Consider the following 17436-nt stretch of genomic DNA (forward strand, 5'->3'; position numbering starts at 1 on the left):
GCTACATAGGATCTAAGAACGGAGCGTGCGAGTTTCCCCGGACTCCGCTCAAGCCGTTCAAAGCCCCTGATGCGGAGCCGGTTTCGTCACGGATAGCCCAAGACTGTGAATTTTCGCGTGGCAGCTCGGGTGAACCATGATCAGGTTTCTCGACGCATTCCCTCCGCCGTCAACACGACGGACGATGTGGTGAACGTGCCAGCCTGTGTCCTTGGTGATGCGTTGGTCGCAGACACAGCAGATGCCCGTTGAGCAAGCCAAAGCCGAATCAACTTCTTCCGACCTTTGAGCGAGTTGAACATCTTGAAACCTTGACGATCTTCGAGGTAACCTTCCCAGGCCGGGTCGAAGGGATTCGCCTCTGCTTTTATTTTGATGTACCGCCGGATGGGTACCTCTGCCGCATAGCGAAGCGTCGTCACGATTGGCTTGCCATCTGGCCAATACTCACCCGTTTGCGCAGCAAAGATCCAATCCCGTGTTCCAATGCATCGAAAGTAACGATGTTTGATCCATCGACGTCCCTTGTTGGGATGCCGGCGACAGCACCATTGCCACAACGCACGCCATATCTCTGAATCGACGCGCGCGAAGACTCTCTTGGAGACAACATGTCGACGATAGTCCGCCCACCCTTTGATCACCGGGTTTAGCAGGCCAATCAGGTTCTGTTGCTTGGCCGTCCGGTTTTCATTGATGGTCGAGCGAATTTTTCTCAGAAACGCCTGAACGTTCTTCTTTGATGGCTTGATGAGCAGCTTGCCACGATACTTCCGAACGTTCTGCCCAGAAAGTCGAACCCCTCCGAGATATGTGTGACCTTCGTCTTCTCTGGCGAGAGCGACAACCCGCGCTCCTGCATGAAACGTTCAATAATAGGTCTGACTTCCCCGTTCCAGAACCTCTTTCGACGGACCAGTAACGACAAAGTCATCTGCATAACGAACGAAATTGATTTTTGAGCTGACTTGCCTTCCGTCGATCCACTTTGGTGGCCCAAAGGCAACCGCCAGATGACGCTGCAAGCCATCCAATACCCAATTCGCGATCGCAGGCGAGATAATTCCGCCTTGCGGTACACCCATCTGTGTTGGGAACCACTGTCGATCTTTGAGATACCCCGCCTGTAGCCATTTCTGAAGCATTTCTCTGTCCGTCGGGACGTGAGCAATGATCCAGTCATGCGAAAGTTTGTCGAAACAGGCCTGAATGTCGCCTTCTAGAATCCACTGCGCAGCGCGTTTGGTCGCAAGTGCAATGAAGCATTGCTCGATCGCGTCGGCGGTGCATCTTTCCGGGCGAAACCGATAAGAGTGTGGGTCCGCACTCGTTTCCGATACAGGCTCCATGGCGAGCAAATACAGCGCTTGCATCGCTCTGTCGCTCATACAGGGAATTCCGAGTGCTCTTGTCCGACCGTTGCTTTTGGGAATTAGAATTCTACGCAACGGCCGCGGCCGGTAACCACGACGATGCAGCATTTCGATGGCGTGGTATTTGGCGTCCGGGGAGGACCATGTAACCTTATCGACCCCGGGTGTTTTCCTGCCTCGGTTCTCCGTCACCCGTTTGACGGCGAGAGCTTTGCCGCTGAACGAGTGGGTCAGCAGCCATTGCAGGGCTTTCACCCTGTTCCAGCGGCCTTCCTTTGTAGCCTTGACGATTCTAGCCTGAAGCCTCCCGACTTCCCGGTAACATCTCGCCCAGTTGATAGCGTGCCAATGTCCCGCGTCGCCGGAGAGTGCACCAGCGCGTTCTGCATACGCCGTCATTTGCTTTCCCTCCTGTAAAAGTTCACCAAACAATCTTGTCAAGAATGACCCGATCGAAGTCTGCCCGCTTTCGCGTGGGGTGATATCGCCTTGCAGCCCAACCCCTATCCACCCCATTACAGGGCGGCGTTCGCTTTCTCGACCATCCTTTACCCGCATCCTCATCAGCGTTCCTTGCGGTTCGCCTGCCACGAGGACGAAGATTCGGGCTTACCGTGTTCCACGCCAGTTACACGAACAGCTTAGGTCCCGCCTTTCCTCCGGTGACTTCCTGTCCCTGTGCCCGCAGTACGCATGGAGCAACCTGTCACATACCTTTTGGTCCAAGCCTGCCAGCATCTTTGGCTTGTTCTTTTTTAACGAGGGTTACGGCGATTCACTTGTGTTCACCATCCTGTCCAGCCTAGCGTCCTTGCCGCCTGATGCTGGCAGCAGTTGAGCCCGCCTCGCGGCATGCTCTTCTCATGCGAGGGACTTCATTGTTCCGAGGGCTCCGAACCCGGCCGTTACCAGCCACGCTCGCCCCGGTAGGCTATCGTCGAGGGAACAACGAGTCTCACTATCCCTTGCGGGTTGAGACAATAACTGGCGCGACTTCACGTCGCACACGTACGAAAAAATCCCTTTCTTGAGGGCACCCCGACTTGTGACGTCTATCCGTAAGAGATCAGCTTCGCGGTGATAGGCGGCAAAAATGTCGGCCGGCGGAATCGTAGGCGCCCTCTGCCAGCGTTGGCCCTACTTCCCGCCCGAGAGAAGGTCGCCGAGGGACCAGCGAGCGGCGCGGAGATAAACACAACACGGCCGACGCCCGGGTCTGTGGCTCAATGATCGAGAAATTGCCGTAGCTTGTCGGCGCGACTCGGGTGCATCAGTTTTCGCATCGCCTTGCTTTCGATCTGCCGGATCCGTTCGCGCGTCACGTCGAACTGTTTGCCCAACTCCTCGAGCGTATAGTCCGACACGGTATCGATCCCAAAACGCATCCGCAGCACCTTCGCCTCACGCGGCGACAGCGCATCGAGGGCGTCATCGATCGCGGCGCGCAGGTTCGCGCGCACGGCCGCGTCCGCGGGTGATGCCGCCATTGGATCTTCGATCATATCGCCAAGCGTCGCGTCGGCATCCTCGCCCACCGGCGTTTCGAGCGACACGGGTTGCCTGGCGACCTTCAACATGCTGCGAACCTTCTCTTCCGGCAGTTCCATGCGCTGTGCCAGCGCCGCAGGATGAGCCTCGCGTCCGGTCTGCTGCAGGATCTCGCGCGAAATCCGGTTGAGCTTGTTGATCGACTCGATCATATGCACAGGCACCCGAATCGTGCGCGCCTGATCCGCAAGCGAGCGCGTGACGGCCTGCCGCACCCACCACGTTGCGTAGGTCGAAAACTTCCAGCCGCGTCGATATTCGAATTTGTCGACGGCTTTCATCAGGCCGATGTTGCCTTCCTGAATCAGATCGAGAAAATGCATGCCGCGGTTGACGTACTTCTTCGCGATGGAGATCACGAGGCGCAGGTTGGCCTCGATCAACTCGCGCTTCGCCTGCCGCATTTTCGACTCGGCCGCCATCATCTGCCGGTTGATCTTCTTCAACTGTTGCAGCGGCAGTATCGCGTCCGCTTCAATATCGATCAGCTTTTGCTGTTCGGCCTGAATGGCGGGCAGACTGCGTTCGAGCGCGGCTCCATACTCGCGCGACGCCGCTGCCGCCCGTTTGGTCCAGCCGGGATCGGTCTCGTGCCCCTGAAACGACTCGATGAACTTCTCGCGCGGCATCGCGCACCGGTCAACGGCAATCTGTAAAATGCGCCGCTCGACCGCGCGCACCTGCGCAACCTGTTGCTGGACATGGGCACACAGCCGATCGATGGCTCGTACTGTGAAGCGAATTGGCGCCAGCTCGCGCTGGATTGCTTCGCATATGCGTGCGAAGGCAACCTGCCCCTTGCCTTGCGCGGCGTCCCCGCGCGGAATCTGATCGAACAGCTCGCGCACTCTAGCAAATATCCCGAGGCAGTCGCTCGTGAGCTGTTTCAGACGCGCTTCGTTCGCCTTCGCCGGGTTGCCCTCCTCGATCTCGCTGTCGTCAGCGTCCTGCCCGTCGTTGTCATCGGCGGTGTCCGCGTCGATAGCCGCTGTATCAGCGGAGTCCGACACCGACGGCCCGCCCGCCACGGAGTCTTCATTGAGACCGTCGACCAGTTCGTCGATGCGCAGTTGATCGGCTTCGATCTGCTCCGCACTCGCAAGGATCGCGGAGACAGTCGCCGGGCAGGCCGCAATCGCCTGGATCATTTCGTGAAGGCCGTCTTCGATGCGCTTTGCGATCTCAACCTCGCCCGCGCGAGTCAACAATTCGGTCGCACCCATTTCACGCATGTACATCCGCACGGGATCGGTCGTGCGCCCGAATTCGGAATCCACGGTGGAAAGCGCAACTTCCGCTTCCTCAACCGCCTGGTCATCCGACACGGCTGCCGGCGCAGCATCGTTCAGGAACAGCGTCTCAGCGTCGGGCGCCTGCTCGTAGACCGCTACACCCATGTCATTGAACGTGCCGACAATGGTTTCGATGGCCGCGGTCTGCGCGAAATTGTCCGGCAAGTGATCGTTGATTTCGGCGTGAGTCAGGTAGCCGCGCTCCTTCCCCAACTGAATGAGTGCGCGCATCTGACGCTGCCGTTCTTCGTCCTGCAACACGGTGGACACTGCGTCGATCGACAGCAAGGCTGCGGTCGCCCTGCCCTTCACTGCGCGCCGGCCCGCAGGGTTCGGCGCGGGTGCGACGGTGGTTGGCCCTGCATCTTCCCGATCAAAACGTGCCATACATTCTCCTTGACAGGCTTGCCCGGCGATAGCGAGATCAGCGGCTACCCGACTGCGGCCGGCGAGCCACGACATTGACGGCTGCAGGCGAGCACGAGCTGCAGATCGCAACGAGCAACGGACGCGGCCTGCTTGCGTGCGCGGGCCGATTAGAATCGCGCGAGAAAACAACTCACGGAAACCTCAGCCTGACATTCTAACATTGATTGCTGCACTGCACCAATCAGCCCATCGCCCCACCGACGGCTGCCCGCACCCTAAACGGCTTGTCGGCGTTCGCCGCTGGTACACCCGCCGTGCGGTCCGGGGGAGGCGTGCCGGACGGATCCTTGCGTCTGCAATGCGGTTGCACTTCGGGTGCTTTGGCGGAGCCGCGACCCCCGGTCGGTCTCACCGCCAGGCCCCGCTACTCCGTGGGGCGCTCCCGTGCCTCGAGCTCGGACCATACCCACATATGGCACCCACGCCCGCGATCGCTGGCCCCCTTCGGCGCCCGGGAATCTGTCAGATCGCGGCGAGCGACTGTCTGGCGGCGGCATTGGCGCCGACTGTGCTGCGCGACGCCCATCCGCGCCCTGCCCCGCGCCTGACACACTGCCGACAACTACGGTTTCGTCGCGGTGTGTCAGCGCTGCCAAGCCGCTATGAATGCTATTGCCGCGTCCCCCGATGTGTCCAACAGCTACGGTGCGCGCCGTAGACATGTCCTCAAACGAAGGGGTAGAAAGTTGTGGCTGTCCGCCCCTTCATTTCTGGACAAGTGGGCCGGTCTCTAATGAAGGGCATGAAAGTTGTGGCTTTCATACCCTTCATTTCTGGACATTGACCGGAGGGGGGCGTCAATGTCGCCAGTTTGCGGCTGCTTGATCGAGCGCAGCGACCAGCAGCGCCTCGGCCGCTCTGCGTCGCACTGGGGTCACCAGCGCGCCGGAGCCAGTCCCGATGGTCCGCCCGATCATGCTCAGATGGGTGGGCTGCGCAAAGCGTTCTGCTTACTGGCCATCCGGTCGCGGCTCACGGTAGCGCGCGCATGTAATTCGAATGAATTACAATAGGGGGTCTAGGGCTACGCAAAGGAGTAATCGTTATGGCTGCGACTGCATTGGTGCAAACACGCATCGACCCCGCGCTGAAAGAGCGCGCGGCTGCGGTGCTCGACAACATGGGACTGACTGTCTCGGATGCGGTGCGAATCCTGCTGACGCGCGTGGCCAACGAAGGTGCGTTGCCGTTCGCCTTCGCGACGGACCCGGCCGTGCATGACGCCTGGTTCCGTGCGAAGGTGCAGGAAGCATTGAACGACCCGCGGCCTGCTACCGCGGGGGATGAAGTCGAAGCTCATTTTGCGAAGCGGCGCGCTGCGGCCCTCCGGAAAGCCGGCGAGGGTGACGCGTGAGGCTTGAATGGGCTGCTTTCGCAGTAGAGGATCGCGACGCTATTTTTGATTACATCGAACAGGACAGTCCGTACGCGGCCGTCGTCGTCGATGATCGGATTCGTGTGCAGGTCAGGCAGCTACTGCAGTTTCCAGAGACTGGCCGCCCTGGGCGCATCGAAGGTACTCGCGAACTGGTTATAAGCCGGACACCATATATAGCCGCCTATCGGATCACGGGAGAAACCGTGCGCATCCTGCGGGTGTTGCACGGCGCGCAGTTATGGCCTGATGAGATGTTGGATTAGCCATGGACGCAGGGTGCAAGCCGGCGGACATTCGAGAGAAATCACAGGCTCCTTTGCGTGATGGCAAATTTCAGAAAAACGAGGCCCGAATTTGGCAACGTCGAGGCCTACGCCAGACGTCACCGACGCATCGTGCCCGTTCTAGGGACGACGATACAGCTTTCGCTTCAGCAAGCCGAACGGGCGACCCCGTTGGGTTCATTGAAGCGGCTGGTCGATGGAAGCGCGTTCAATATGGAACTGCTCAGTACCGTCGTGCCTTCGTTGCGCGGGCTTGTCTGGGAGTTTCGAAAGTCGGTTGTGGCAGCGGGCTACGAACTTATCACCATCGCAGACGACATTGAAGTGGTCCTCTTAACCGCAGAAGAGCCCGGTTCGACTTTTGAACTGGAGGGGCGCTTGAGGGGAATCGCTGCCCGAATCGTTGTCGCACTCGAGTACGGCATCTCCCTATGCGACATCACGGTTGTGGCCGAGTCATCGTCCTGACCTCGGGCCGCCCGGCGCGCTGTCGCGGCGCGCGGCAGGCCATACTGCCAGCCTATTGCAGTTAAGCGCGATGCTCCCAGCCGCGACGGATGACCACGGGCGCAAGATGGACGGCGGCGGAGCAGGGCGGACGCGACGGGCTGCTCAGGGTTCAGGGGCGCCTGAAGGTCTGAGCGATTGTTCGTCGCCGACGCGTCTCGATGATCGGGCAGCGTCCGGGCGTGGCAGTAACTGACGGATGGGACCGCCGCCGCCATGCCGGCCGGCAGACGATGCTCACCGACAACTGACAGAGTGCGCGGCGGGTTTTGCATCACCGCACTGCATGGCGACGAGCAGCGTCTGAGGGAGAGGGGCCGAGTTCGAGGCCATCATGCCCGCGCGTGTCATCAACCGGCTCGGAGGTCCTATTTCAGCACGTCCGACTCTTCGTAGCAACGCATTGCCGCTTGCAGGGGCGTGGCGCCCATCCAGTGTTGCCCGTCGTCGGATTTGATACCGCCGCGGGTTACCTTGCCCACACAAGCGATAAATTGTTGTCCTAACTCTGCATCGGCAATTTCGCCAACGACGATTCCCAGTTGTTTCAGGTCATCCAAGGTCATTTTCATTCCTTCTGTGCGGGCTACGCCGAGATCCGCTCGCCATCTTGCCGCGTCGGACGCGCTGCGTCCAAGGGGCACTGGTGGACACTGTATATTTATACAGCATATTACAGCGTCAGGCCGCAGCGACCGGCGAGATGCCGCCCTCCGGTGCGTCGGCCCGCCGTGGGTGGGCGCCGGCGTCGCTCCTTCTCATGACGCTCCGTCGCCTTCGCCCGCGGCCTCTCAACAGGGGTAGGGAACCGTTACAGCGAACCTTCGCGGTCAGCTTTTTTCGCCCGTGAATTTCCGAGGACACGAACCGGTGCGGGCCGCGCGCGCGTGGTTTGGGTCTGATGGCCTCAAACTTCCTCTGAACAAGCGGAGCATGCGCGCGTATTCCGAGACGCCGTATCCCTCAAGCTTGGTGTGTTTGTGCCGTTAGTTCATGTGGCGGGAGATTGTGAATTGACCGGTGTGGCTAGATGGACTAATATGGGCTTAGTCCACTAGGAGCAGCTATGCAGACCGTCAATATCCATGAAGCGAAAACGCAGTTTTCACGGCTGGTCGATGCCGCAGCCAGCGGCGAGGAAATCGTCATCGCCAAGGCTGGCAAGCCGGCCGCCCGACTGGTACCGATGGAAAGGGCGAAGGTCACGCGGCGTTTCGGCGGCCTCAAGGGCAAGGTCCGTATTGCGGACGACTTCGATGCACCGCTCCCCGATGATGTGATCGCAACATTCGAGGGTCGTTGATGCGCCTGCTTCTCGATACACACGTTTTCCTCTGGTCGGTCATGGATGACCGCAAGCTGACCAAAGCTGCGCGCAAGCTGATTCTGGAGGCTGATGAAGTGTATGTAAGCAGCGCGAGCGTCTGGGAGGCTTCGATTAAGGTCGGCCTCGGCAAACTTGAGGCCGACGTCGATATGCTCGTCACGGAAATTGAGGCCAGCGGCTTCATTGAACTGCCAGTGCGGGCCGTTCACGCTGCGCTGGTTCGCAATCTGCCCGACATTCACCGCGATCCGTTTGACCGCCTTCTGGTTGCGCAGGCAACGTCAGAGCCGTTGCGGTTGGTGACTTCGGACGGCCATCTGGCGAAGTACACCGACCTTGTTATCACAGTGTAGGAAAAGCGCTCGCGCCTGTCGCGCGGGCCACACAGGAAAACACTCATGCAGATCACGATCGACCTGGCCGGCGCGTCGGCCGAACAGAAAGCCCGTTTTCAGGGCGAGGCGTTCACTCAAACCATTGCCGCAGTGCGCGATGCCGTAGGCGACGCGTCGGCCACAGTCGAAGTGCATGGAGCAACGCCCTACGTTTCGTACACCGCTGCGGTCCAGAACATTGCGGACCTCGAGCGCGGCATCGCAGACGCCAAGAGCGCGAAGTAGGCCACGGAAAGCAAAATGGCAACTCAAGACACACGTAGCAGCGACCGCGGGACTGTCGACCAGATGTCGCAAGCACGGACGATCTGCGGAAACAATCCTTTCTTGCTGGCTGAGCTGGAAGAGTTCTTGAATCGACAACCGTCACGCGCGCAGATGCACGAGTTCATTGAAGGTCTGCGCAATCCTGACCGGCAGAAAGAGCGCTTCGATGCCAACATTTTGCGGGTTTGCAAGTTGGTCGGGATTGACGATCCCACGCCAAGCGAGAAGCTGCTCGCTCTCCAGGTTGGACTGCAACAAGAGCAAAACGCCGCGCTGGCAGTAATCGCGAGCCGTCTCGGCTCTCAGAACAAGGGTGCAGACTCTCGACAGAGCCCGTCCGTTTTCGGGCCGCTGTTGACCGGTATGTTGCTCGGCGCAGTTGTTTCGCATTGACGTCGGAAAAGCGCTCGCGCCGGTCGCGCGGGCCAAACAGGAAAACAAGGCGATGACTTTGGCTACGTTGATTATTGCGGTTGCAACGCTGCTTACGTTACTGGCTGCGGTGAGCGTAGCGCTAGTGAATCGTTGGTACGGGGAGCATTTTTCCTCAGCTGTGGAGTGCCGAAAGGTCACGGAAGCGGACGGCCAAGAGCACGATCACTATTCATTCACGGCTTCGCGCTCGAATACGTTCATCGGCCACACCGTGGGCCGAGCTTATATCGCATTCGCGGCAGTTCGCTATGACCGCTTGATGCGCAAGCGTCCGCCGGCCACCGCTATATAGGAAAGCTTTATGCGATTCATCCCCACGGTCTACTCGCAAACGGGCGGCTCCCTCCCGCGCAGCAACGAGCGCGCGAAAGCTGACTTCGTCAGACAGCACGTTCGGCACGGGTGGACTGAAAGCGATGCCGTCGCACGTTATGAACTGTGGGTTGCGGAGGCCATTGATAGCAATCCAGATATGGACGTCAACACTCATCAACAACTGGCTGACCAGGCGATCACGCGGGCGCGTAACACGTCGCGTCCTCAGGACTAGGAAAAGCCGCGAGCGCGGCGCAACGGTACAAAGGGCGAAGAATGATGTGGTAGTCCGGTTTTCTGTTCCGTCATGACATTTTCTGGAAACGTATTGGTACACTTCCGGCGACGACGGGGAACGAATGCATGACGACATCAGGCGAACTGTTTGAGCAGGAATTCGAGACGTGGACGCCGGCCCAGGCGAAAGCTTTCTTTCGGGCCGGGATTGTGGACGACTTCTTCGCGACAGATATCGGTGGCGACCTGTGGGTGCTCACGCTGATTGTCATCAGTCGTCGGGGGCGGCAAATGCAGGTTCAGTTGCGCACGGCTCGGGAGCTCGATGTGCGCAAGGTGCGTCAGTTCAAGACGCTCGACGCCGCTGTCAGAGCCGCCGGTGAGATCGGCTTTGATGTGCGCACTATCGGCATGGCGAGGCCCGCACAACGTGCTGCCCAACGTTCAGGCAAGGCTACGCGCGTCGCACACGAGCAGCGGAGCATGTTACCGGGCGCGGACTAACGCCTGAGAACGTGGCTGCCCTTCTATTCCATCATCGAAATTAGGCATGAAGCTGTCAAACATTTACCGTACGACCGCAGTACTCTTGAGCGTCACCCTCGTCGCCTGTAGCAGCAAGTTGGACGCAACAAAAGAAAACTATGCCGCGGCTGTGCAACGGCACCTCGATAGCACAGACGCTGTGTGTGTCGTTAGCGCGGCCCCAGCGCCGTTCCAATATGCGAACGTTCGTGTATATGAGCAGCAGCAGGCAGACCAGCTTGTGAAAGTCGGCTTGCTGACGAAGGAGCCCACGACCGTGCGCGATTTCGGACAGACGCTGCCCGGCGCCCAATACACGCTCACCGACGCCGGCAAGAAAGCGTCCAGGGGCGTGGCGCCAGGTTTGGGGAACCGCTTCTGCGGCGGCAAGGCGAAACTGGTCGACATTGAGGCACCTTCCCTGGGCGCGAAAAGAGACGTCGGCGACAGGATATATGTTCATTATGTAGCCGAACTCGTTGAGCGACCTGCATGGGATGACGAATCGGTTCTCGTCGGTCACATCGAGCTCGCCACAACAGCCAACAATCAGTTCAAGGGCGAGACCTACCTCATGCTAACCAGCGACGGCTGGAAAGTGGCCCCGAAGTAGGACCGGTCGCAATGCTCCGTTCGTGAAAGCGTTAGGAACAGGGATGAAACGAAGTGCCGACAACAAGAAGGTCGTCGCGGCCCGCGTCGACCCGCAGATCGAGCAGAGACTTCGGCTGCTGGCAGAAACGACGGGCCGTAAGCAGTCGTTTTTCCTGCAGCAGATCATCGAGCGTGGCATCGACGCGATGGAGGAAACGTGGCTGCCGCCGGCGACGCTCGCGAAGATCCGTACGGGCGATTTTCCGGGGTTGCAGGAGCCGGGTTTGACGCCGGATCTCTTTGAGGAATAACGCGTACGAGGTCGAGTTTGACCATAAGGCCAATGCACACCGTCGGGCTCAGTTCGGCCAGCAGCCGCCGGTCGAGGTGTCTATCCAATTTGCATGGCCGAGCTCTCGTCCGCCCCCGCGCAATGGCCGGTTTTGGGCGAGCGAATTGACAGCGGTATTGCCTCAAGGCGGCCACTTTCGGTCAATCGACACGTCTGCCTAGATCGTCGACAATCGCCGTTTAGAGAACCGAAACTCATCCAACGTCGATCGACGTTCCGAGAGCCGAAGGTTATGCTGAGTACGCCGCGGCCTTCTGACGAAGGCAAAAGGCAGTTGCGATGTCGTCAATCTGCGAATCGAGATCCCAATTGGGATTCTGCACAGGCGAGCCAGACGCTTCCGTCGTCCCTGCGACGAGCGATGTGGCTCGCTCCTGGAGCGAATTAATTAATTGCCGCTTACCAGATCCTTTGTCCGCTGGGCAATCGCCGACAGGCCTTTTTCCACGATCTCCTGCCAGTCGCTTGAAACCACAACTTGCTTGGATTCGCTAACGTGAGTCTTGACGGCCTGAGAACCATGAAGAGCACCGACATCGCCTGACAACTTCAGTTCTGACTTCTGGTTAGTTTTAACTGACCAGAAGCCGGGCTGGAACCAAGCCCAGAAAGCGACTATTTGTGCATTGACCGGAGAGGCGGCGGCAAAGTTGGGATCCCCTTGCTTCACGACGATGTAGCCTGCCTCCTGAAAGCCTTTAGCCAATGCACTTTCAACGAGCCCGGAGACCGTCTTGCCTTCAGGGAGCACCACATCGCCGAGTGCCTTGCCATAAGTGTTTCTCTTTCGACCGATCGCGCGAGCTTTCGACGCATCGCTAGAATCTTCATCGGGATCGAGCGACGCCATATCGGCGCTCGGGGGCTTGACGGTGAAAGTGCGTTTGTCCTCCACTGAATCGATTCGCACATACTTCCCCGTCGCAGGATTAGTGCCTTGCGGCGCCGAGACGTCGACAGTTGTGCGACCCACCACGCATCCGGTGAGAACGGACGCCGCGAGGCTATAGATAGCAATTCGACTCAACAGCATGCTTGTTTCCCCTGGTTAGTTTTTCTATTTGCCAAGCCAAACATTTGGCGCTGCCCGCGCCAAAGTGAATGTGCTCAAGCTGCTCTTGCGGGATCCGGAGCGTAGCCGGGATGATCGCCGCCTATATTTAACGGCCGGAACCGGGAAATCTGAAGTACCGTTCAGGGTTGGTTACCGTCGACCGTGTCGGGCAGTGACCCGCCAATGCGCGTCGTTCGACGCTCCGCCAGTCTGGTTCGGCCCGCATCCCTAAGCGGTCACTCACGGATCGACGCCGGCCCAATCAAAGCAGATGGCGGATCTTACAAACACTCACTCGGCACGAGGAAAAATGTCGCTGACGCGACCGGCGTCGCTTCTCGTGGCTATGCGACCGACCATCTGCGGATAGCGAAGTGATTGAGCGGGCGAGTGCAGCACGGCGAATTCGCCGGCTCGCCGTCCCGACTCTGCTACAAGCATTCCTGCATCCCTGCGCTTGCTCAGGTAATGGGCACGGACTCTCCTTCGGCGAAGAACCACGCCGCCATCGTCCGTGCCAGTTCGAGCACGACCTCCGCGTCTGTCCGGCCGGAGGACGCGCGCACGTGGAACGAATGATCTGCGTCGTCCACTACCTGCAGCGTGGCGCGTGGCCCCAGCGTTTCGACGACCGACCTCAGCAGGTGAAGCTCGGCCAGCTTGTCGCGCGTGCCCTGCAGGAAGAGCATCGGCACCGTGACGTCCGCCAGATGCCGTGCCCGCTCCACGCCGGGCGCGCCGGCCGGGTGCAGCGGGAACGCGACGAAAGCGAGGCCACGCACGCCGTCGAGTGGGGAGATGGCTTGGGCCTGGGACGTCATGCGGCCGCCGTACGACCTGCCGCCGGCGAAGAGCGGCAGGGCTGGCAGCTGCCGGCGGCCCTCTGCGACGGCTGCCCGCACGGCAGCATGTGCCACGGCCGGCGAGTCCACCCGCTTGAAGCCGCGCTCCATGTACGGAAACTGGTAGCGCAATGTGGCGACATGCCGACGTGCTGCATGCCCGCCCCGGCACCGTGCGCGAAGATATAAAGGGCTCGCGCGTCCTCCGGCACTCGGAGGAGCGCAGAGACCTTAGTGCCGTCGGGCAGTGCCATGGAAAGCGATTCTGGGTCGTCCATCGTATTCAGGTCATGTCGTTGAGGCCTTAGCGCTGATTCTGCATCAATGAGGCATCGAGGAGCGTTTGTGGCGGCCTCCGGCAAGGCATTACGCAGGCGGAGTTTGCCGGCCGATCCATGGAGCGCGCGCCCATCGTAAACGGCGCCGCAGTCGTGATGCGTCGGTTGACGACCACGCGTCAAAGGAAGTTCTCGAAGGGCAGTTCATTTATCTGGCTCTCCCGGAAGCGTATGTCCGGCTGCAGAAAGTTCTGGGTTCGGCCAGGAGCCGCCGGTCGAGGCGTCTATCCACTTTGCATGCCCGAGCTCTCGTCCGTCCCTCCGCAATGGCCGGTTTCCGGCGAGCAAATTAGCAGTGGTGTTGCCTCAAGGCGGCCAATTCCGGACGTCCGACGTTCCTGCTGAATCGGTGACAATCCACTGTCGCGGCGCGGCCGGCGACATAGAGGATGAAAATGTTGCGTGTCGACAATAACATCGTCAACTAGCAGTCCCGGCGGGATCCAACATCACCGCTGCTTGTGAGGCAAGGGTTAACACTCCAACTCCGACGGCATCCCGTCGACCGACCTTCCCCAATTGACGGAGTTAACCCTGAATTAGTCAATAGCGAAGTCATTTGCTATTGACAACTTCTCGCGGCGCAGCGACCATGGACTCTCCCCACCGCGAATTGCCTCGCGGCTCGCCGGTCTGGCACCGTCGTCTGGCCGCCTTTTTCGAAAGCTCGCACCACCCTTCCATTGTTCATCGGTGTTGGCGTGAGTCGTCGAACTGCGGGGTCCGAATAATGTTCACGTAAAGAAGGAATACACAGCTGGTCTACACATAGGACGACTAACGAATCGGCTATGGTAATAGCGAACTACGTAGCCAGGCTTCGAATCACAACTAGACGGAGACAGATATGCGACCAAAAACGATAGGTAACCAGCTGAAGGGCATTGCCCTTGCGATCGGAACCACCATCGTTCTATTTCACTTGAGCGGCTGCGGCGGTAGCGGCAGCTCGCTACAAGCGACAACGCCGCCACCTGCTGGATCGGGCGGACCCACCGTTGCCGAATTAACCACCAAGTGCGAGTCTCTGAGAGGACAAGTGATTGCCGGCGTGACGGTGACTGCAACCAGTCGGGTGGCGCCGATCTCAGGCGTTAGCACTGCAGGCATTTGCAAGGTCTCTGGTACGCGGGCGCCGTTCCTCGACATTGAGGTTGATGTGCCCGACAACTGGTCGGGAAGGTACTTCCAGAACGGCGGTGGCGGTTTCGACGGAACGATCTACACCGCGTACACGTTTGACACATCCAATACCATCACCGCGATTAATCCAGCCATCACAAAGTACGGTGCCGTCTACGCTGCTTCGAATGGTGGGAATCGGGCTGCAGTGCCGGCCGAGGCTGCACCGGCCGTTTGGCTGACTGGAACAACACAAGCTCAGGCATCGATCACCGACTACGCATACCTGTCTATCGGGACGACAACAACGTTTGCGAAAGCCGTTATTAACGCGTTCTACGGAAAAGCGCCAACGAAGTCGTACTTTAACGGGTGCTCAAACGGTGGCCGTGAAGGCTATATTGCGGCTCAACGGTGGCCGGATCAATTTGACGGTATCGTGGCGGGATGCGAAACCGAAGACATGGCCGGACAAACAGCGAAATGGCTTCAGATCGGTGGAACGGCTGGTACTACTGCGGCGCTGACCAACGCCCAATACACAGCTTCCTATCAAGCTGCGGTAGCGGCATGCGACTCTTCAGACGGGCTTGCCGACGGCTATCTGACGAATGCAGCAGCTTGCCACTTCAGTCCGGCGCTACTGCAATGTGGGTTGTCTACTGCCAACCCGAATCCCGCCCTCTGCCTGTCTGCGGCACAGGTGACCACGTTGCAGAAGTATTTGTCGCCAATGGCGCTCTCCGACGGCACCGTCATCTATAGCGGATTCAACTGGTCAGACTACTCAGCGTTTGGAGGGGCCTTCGGGTCGCTTGGCGGTGTCTATGCGTTCCTGGCGACAGGCGACCAGTCCTGGCTCACGCCCGCGAGGCAGGCAGCCTTTAACCCCGACACCGATTACGGCATTATCGGCCTGGGCCTGAAGCAAATCGGCATCGACAACGACGTGCAATCGATCGCACAGTTCGTTGCTTCGGGGAAGAAGCTGATCTCGTGGCACGACATTGGCGATAACCTGCTGTCGCCAAACGAGCATGTGAGAAATGACGCGAGGATGACTGCAATCGCTCGAACGATGGGATTGTCCGATCCGACGACTAATACCAGGCTTTTCCTGGTACCTTCGAACACGCATGGCGCTGGGCAAGACGTCACGCAGATCGATTGGCCGGGCGCAATTATCAAGTGGGTAGAACAAGGGGACGCGCCCACGCAACTGACTTACACTTTCCGAACGAGCGCAACTGCTTCACGCAGTCTGCCTGTCTGCCTTTATCCCAGGGCACCGCATTACAATGGCAGCGGCGACATAACTTCCGCGACTAACTACACTTGCACATGAGCTTAACGCTTCAATAAGGACAACTAGCAAGAACAGTTGTGCAAACATGGAAGGCCCGCGATCAGGGGCCTTCTTCTCGTCTTAGCCGTTACCTCCGGCACGTTTGCGCCTCATCTCGGCCCACTCGATTAACGCTTGCATCGACGGCCCGAGCGCATATCCCATATCGCAAAGTTCGTACTCTACCTTCGGCGGCACTTGCGGATACACCGTTCGCCGCACGATGCCGTCTCTCTCGAGCTGCTTGAGCTGCTGAATCAGCATTTTCTGGTTGATGCCGTCAATCAGCTTCTCCAGATCGGAGAATCGCAGCGGGCCTCTTGCGGCAAACAGTTGACAAATGATGACGATCTTCCACTTGCCCTCCAGAACCCGGAGGGCCTCTGTCGTCGCCTCGGCCCATTCAATCCGCTTTTTGGGATCTTCGCAGTTCCATTCACGCTCTTGAGACACAAACACCTCGGTATGCTACTTACTTTTTAGTCGGTACTTACCATTACAACACAAGCCAGCTAAAGTGGGTGCCGCGTGCAATATTGAGGACACAGCTATGAAAATCGGGATCGTCGGAACAGGAAACATTGGCGCGTCTCTCGCCCGCAAGTTAAGCGCGGCAGGCCATGAAGTGCGCGTCGCGAACTCTCGTGGCGTGGATGGCGTTCTGGAGTTCGCCGACGAGATCGGCGCGCAAGCCGTGGATGTTCGCGGCGCCGTCGATGGCGCAGAAGTCATCATCCTTTCGATTCCGCTGCCCGCCATACAGGCGCTTCCTGCGGACCTGTTCGATTCGGTAGCGGCTGACGCGATCGTCGTCGACACCGGCAACTACTACCCGGACATGCGCGACCCGCACATTCCAGAAATCGACGAAGGAATGCCCGAAAGCGTCTGGGTATCCAGACAGACCGGGCACCCTGTCATCAAGGCATTCAACAACGTGCTGGCCTACACGCTCGCAGAGCTGGGCCAGCCGGAGGGGACGCCTGGCCGCCTCGCCGTCGCGGTGGCGGGGGATGACCTGCGCTCCAAGGAAATCGTGATGAAGCTTGTGAATCAGATGGGCTTCGATCCGGTCGATGCGGGCTCGCTCGCAGAATCCTGGCGCCAGCAGCCATCAACCCCCGCGTATTGCTGCGACTACGATGCGGATGCCACACGCAAGGCGCTGGCTGCGGCCGCTCCTGGGATTGCGCCCACGATACGCGACCGGCTGCCGGAGGTTTTCGCCAGCCTAGGCCCCAGTCCCAGCCACGCCGATGTTGTCGCTATGAACCGTGCAACCAACATCGTTGTAGGCAAACACGCGTCCTGAGCGGGCTACTTGTCATAGAGCACATTACTGGCGAAGGGTTGCGGAAACACGGCGAGCAAAAAGATCGTCGGCGTGCATGTCGCGGATCGCTATGGTTGCAGCCCGTGGACGCTTATGTGTTCGCTGCTGAACGTCCACGCATCCCTGAAATCGAGCATGGCGCGA

The 17436-nt window shown here is 59.4% G+C and carries 19 protein-coding genes and 1 pseudogene; 14 read left to right on the forward strand and 6 right to left on the reverse strand.

Features of this window, described 5'->3' with window-relative positions; all coding sequences use genetic code 11:
* Positions 1-57 precede the first annotated feature (57 nt).
* Positions 58-1772: pseudogene (gene ltrA, locus BCA01S_RS36050) on the reverse strand (group II intron reverse transcriptase/maturase).
* Positions 1773-2596: 824 nt separating this feature from the next.
* Positions 2597-4600 carry an RNA polymerase sigma factor RpoD gene (rpoD, locus tag BCA01S_RS32550; protein ID WP_027780452.1) on the reverse strand — a complete coding sequence of 668 codons (2004 nt, stop codon included), beginning with the start codon at positions 4598-4600 and terminating at the stop codon, positions 2597-2599.
* Positions 4601-5687: 1087 nt separating this feature from the next.
* Here rpoD and BCA01S_RS32555 point away from each other — a divergent pair.
* From BCA01S_RS32555 to BCA01S_RS32565, 3 genes are read left to right on the forward strand one after another with little or no spacing between them, the layout of a single operon-like run.
* Entirely contained in the window at positions 5688-5996 is a 309-nt protein-coding gene (locus tag BCA01S_RS32555; RefSeq protein WP_006051649.1) for a type II toxin-antitoxin system RelB/DinJ family antitoxin, read from the forward strand.
* Entirely contained in the window at positions 5993-6283 is a 291-nt protein-coding gene (locus BCA01S_RS32560) for a type II toxin-antitoxin system RelE/ParE family toxin (RefSeq protein WP_027780453.1), read from the forward strand. The genes BCA01S_RS32555 and BCA01S_RS32560 overlap by 4 nt, the downstream gene beginning before the upstream one ends.
* Before the next feature lie 57 nt (positions 6284-6340).
* The gene (locus tag BCA01S_RS32565) at positions 6341-6772 is read left to right on the forward strand and encodes a hypothetical protein (RefSeq protein WP_156955168.1); all 432 of its coding nucleotides are present in this window, start codon (positions 6341-6343) and stop codon (positions 6770-6772) included.
* 407 nt (positions 6773-7179) lie between these two features.
* On the opposite strand, the gene BCA01S_RS32570 is transcribed toward BCA01S_RS32565, so the two are convergent.
* Positions 7180-7377, reverse strand: a complete 198-nt coding sequence (locus BCA01S_RS32570; RefSeq protein WP_027780455.1) for a hypothetical protein — start codon at positions 7375-7377, stop codon at positions 7180-7182.
* A gap of 500 nt (positions 7378-7877) precedes the next feature.
* Between BCA01S_RS32570 and BCA01S_RS32575 the strand changes: the two genes are divergently transcribed.
* The 9 genes from BCA01S_RS32575 (at position 7878) to BCA01S_RS32615 (ending at position 11217) form a co-directional block, all read left to right on the forward strand.
* Positions 7878-8114: a type II toxin-antitoxin system Phd/YefM family antitoxin gene (locus BCA01S_RS32575; protein WP_027780456.1), complete on the forward strand. Its 237-nt coding sequence runs from the start codon at positions 7878-7880 to the stop codon at positions 8112-8114.
* Positions 8114-8491, forward strand: a complete 378-nt coding sequence (locus BCA01S_RS32580; RefSeq protein ID WP_027780457.1) for a type II toxin-antitoxin system VapC family toxin — start codon at positions 8114-8116, stop codon at positions 8489-8491. The genes BCA01S_RS32575 and BCA01S_RS32580 overlap by 1 nt, the downstream gene beginning before the upstream one ends.
* Positions 8492-8536: 45 nt before the next feature.
* Entirely contained in the window at positions 8537-8758 is a 222-nt protein-coding gene (locus tag BCA01S_RS32585) for a hypothetical protein (protein WP_027780458.1), read from the forward strand.
* Between the two features lie 15 nt (positions 8759-8773).
* Positions 8774-9193 carry a hypothetical protein gene (locus BCA01S_RS32590; RefSeq protein WP_027780459.1) on the forward strand — a complete coding sequence of 140 codons (420 nt, stop codon included), beginning with the start codon at positions 8774-8776 and terminating at the stop codon, positions 9191-9193.
* On the forward strand, positions 9180-9527 hold the full coding sequence (locus tag BCA01S_RS36055; protein ID WP_052369584.1) for a hypothetical protein: 348 nt from the start codon (positions 9180-9182) through the stop codon (positions 9525-9527). Before BCA01S_RS32590 ends, BCA01S_RS36055 begins: the two co-directional genes overlap by 14 nt.
* A gap of 9 nt (positions 9528-9536) precedes the next feature.
* A complete protein-coding gene (locus tag BCA01S_RS32600; protein ID WP_027780460.1) occupies positions 9537-9785 on the forward strand; it encodes a hypothetical protein in 249 nt (82 codons plus the stop codon).
* Between the two features lie 128 nt (positions 9786-9913).
* Positions 9914-10291, forward strand: coding sequence for a hypothetical protein (locus BCA01S_RS32605; protein ID WP_027780461.1), 378 nt, complete (start codon positions 9914-9916; stop codon positions 10289-10291).
* Positions 10292-10337: 46 nt separating this feature from the next.
* A complete protein-coding gene (locus BCA01S_RS32610) occupies positions 10338-10925 on the forward strand; it encodes an SEN1982 family lipoprotein (RefSeq protein ID WP_027780462.1) in 588 nt (195 codons plus the stop codon).
* Positions 10926-10968: 43 nt separating this feature from the next.
* Positions 10969-11217: a hypothetical protein gene (locus BCA01S_RS32615; RefSeq protein ID WP_027780463.1), complete on the forward strand. Its 249-nt coding sequence runs from the start codon at positions 10969-10971 to the stop codon at positions 11215-11217.
* A gap of 429 nt (positions 11218-11646) precedes the next feature.
* On the opposite strand, the gene BCA01S_RS32620 is transcribed toward BCA01S_RS32615, so the two are convergent.
* Positions 11647-12291, reverse strand: coding sequence for a hypothetical protein (locus BCA01S_RS32620; protein ID WP_027780464.1), 645 nt, complete (start codon positions 12289-12291; stop codon positions 11647-11649).
* Positions 12292-12773: 482 nt separating this feature from the next.
* Positions 12774-13286 carry an alpha/beta hydrolase family protein gene (locus tag BCA01S_RS36060; RefSeq protein WP_244146100.1) on the reverse strand — a complete coding sequence of 171 codons (513 nt, stop codon included), beginning with the start codon at positions 13284-13286 and terminating at the stop codon, positions 12774-12776.
* 1053 nt (positions 13287-14339) lie between these two features.
* Between BCA01S_RS36060 and BCA01S_RS32630 the strand changes: the two genes are divergently transcribed.
* On the forward strand, positions 14340-15959 hold the full coding sequence (locus BCA01S_RS32630) for a tannase/feruloyl esterase family alpha/beta hydrolase (protein WP_027780465.1): 1620 nt from the start codon (positions 14340-14342) through the stop codon (positions 15957-15959).
* Positions 15960-16040: 81 nt separating this feature from the next.
* On the opposite strand, the gene BCA01S_RS32635 is transcribed toward BCA01S_RS32630, so the two are convergent.
* The gene (locus BCA01S_RS32635; protein WP_027780466.1) at positions 16041-16412 is read right to left on the reverse strand and encodes a winged helix-turn-helix transcriptional regulator; all 372 of its coding nucleotides are present in this window, start codon (positions 16410-16412) and stop codon (positions 16041-16043) included.
* A 97-nt stretch (positions 16413-16509) separates the two neighbouring features.
* On the opposite strand from BCA01S_RS32635, the gene BCA01S_RS32640 reads away from it, so the two are divergent.
* The gene (locus BCA01S_RS32640; RefSeq protein WP_027780467.1) at positions 16510-17271 is read left to right on the forward strand and encodes an NADPH-dependent F420 reductase; all 762 of its coding nucleotides are present in this window, start codon (positions 16510-16512) and stop codon (positions 17269-17271) included.
* The last annotated feature ends 165 nt before the right edge of the window (positions 17272-17436 follow it).

The organism is Paraburkholderia caledonica NBRC 102488 (assembly GCF_000685095.1).
Taxonomy (GTDB): Bacteria; Pseudomonadota; Gammaproteobacteria; order Burkholderiales; family Burkholderiaceae; genus Paraburkholderia; species Paraburkholderia caledonica.

Excerpts from the sequence above, each read along its gene's own strand:
- rpoD (WP_027780452.1), bottom strand. The coding sequence starts at position 4,600 with ATGGCACGTTTTGATCGGGAAGATGCAGGGCCAACCACCGTCGCACCC.
- BCA01S_RS32555 (WP_006051649.1), top strand. The coding sequence starts at position 5,688 with ATGGCTGCGACTGCATTGGTGCAAACACGCATCGACCCCGCGCTGAAA.
- BCA01S_RS32570 (WP_027780455.1), bottom strand. The coding sequence starts at position 7,377 with ATGACCTTGGATGACCTGAAACAACTGGGAATCGTCGTTGGCGAAATT.
- BCA01S_RS32575 (WP_027780456.1), top strand. The coding sequence starts at position 7,878 with ATGCAGACCGTCAATATCCATGAAGCGAAAACGCAGTTTTCACGGCTG.
- BCA01S_RS32580 (WP_027780457.1), top strand. The coding sequence starts at position 8,114 with ATGCGCCTGCTTCTCGATACACACGTTTTCCTCTGGTCGGTCATGGAT.
- BCA01S_RS32585 (WP_027780458.1), top strand. The coding sequence starts at position 8,537 with ATGCAGATCACGATCGACCTGGCCGGCGCGTCGGCCGAACAGAAAGCC.
- BCA01S_RS32590 (WP_027780459.1), top strand. The coding sequence starts at position 8,774 with ATGGCAACTCAAGACACACGTAGCAGCGACCGCGGGACTGTCGACCAG.
- BCA01S_RS32600 (WP_027780460.1), top strand. The coding sequence starts at position 9,537 with ATGCGATTCATCCCCACGGTCTACTCGCAAACGGGCGGCTCCCTCCCG.
- BCA01S_RS32605 (WP_027780461.1), top strand. The coding sequence starts at position 9,914 with ATGACGACATCAGGCGAACTGTTTGAGCAGGAATTCGAGACGTGGACG.
- BCA01S_RS32610 (WP_027780462.1), top strand. The coding sequence starts at position 10,338 with ATGAAGCTGTCAAACATTTACCGTACGACCGCAGTACTCTTGAGCGTC.
- BCA01S_RS32615 (WP_027780463.1), top strand. The coding sequence starts at position 10,969 with ATGAAACGAAGTGCCGACAACAAGAAGGTCGTCGCGGCCCGCGTCGAC.
- BCA01S_RS32620 (WP_027780464.1), bottom strand. The coding sequence starts at position 12,291 with ATGCTGTTGAGTCGAATTGCTATCTATAGCCTCGCGGCGTCCGTTCTC.
- BCA01S_RS32630 (WP_027780465.1), top strand. The coding sequence starts at position 14,340 with ATGCGACCAAAAACGATAGGTAACCAGCTGAAGGGCATTGCCCTTGCG.
- BCA01S_RS32640 (WP_027780467.1), top strand. The coding sequence starts at position 16,510 with ATGAAAATCGGGATCGTCGGAACAGGAAACATTGGCGCGTCTCTCGCC.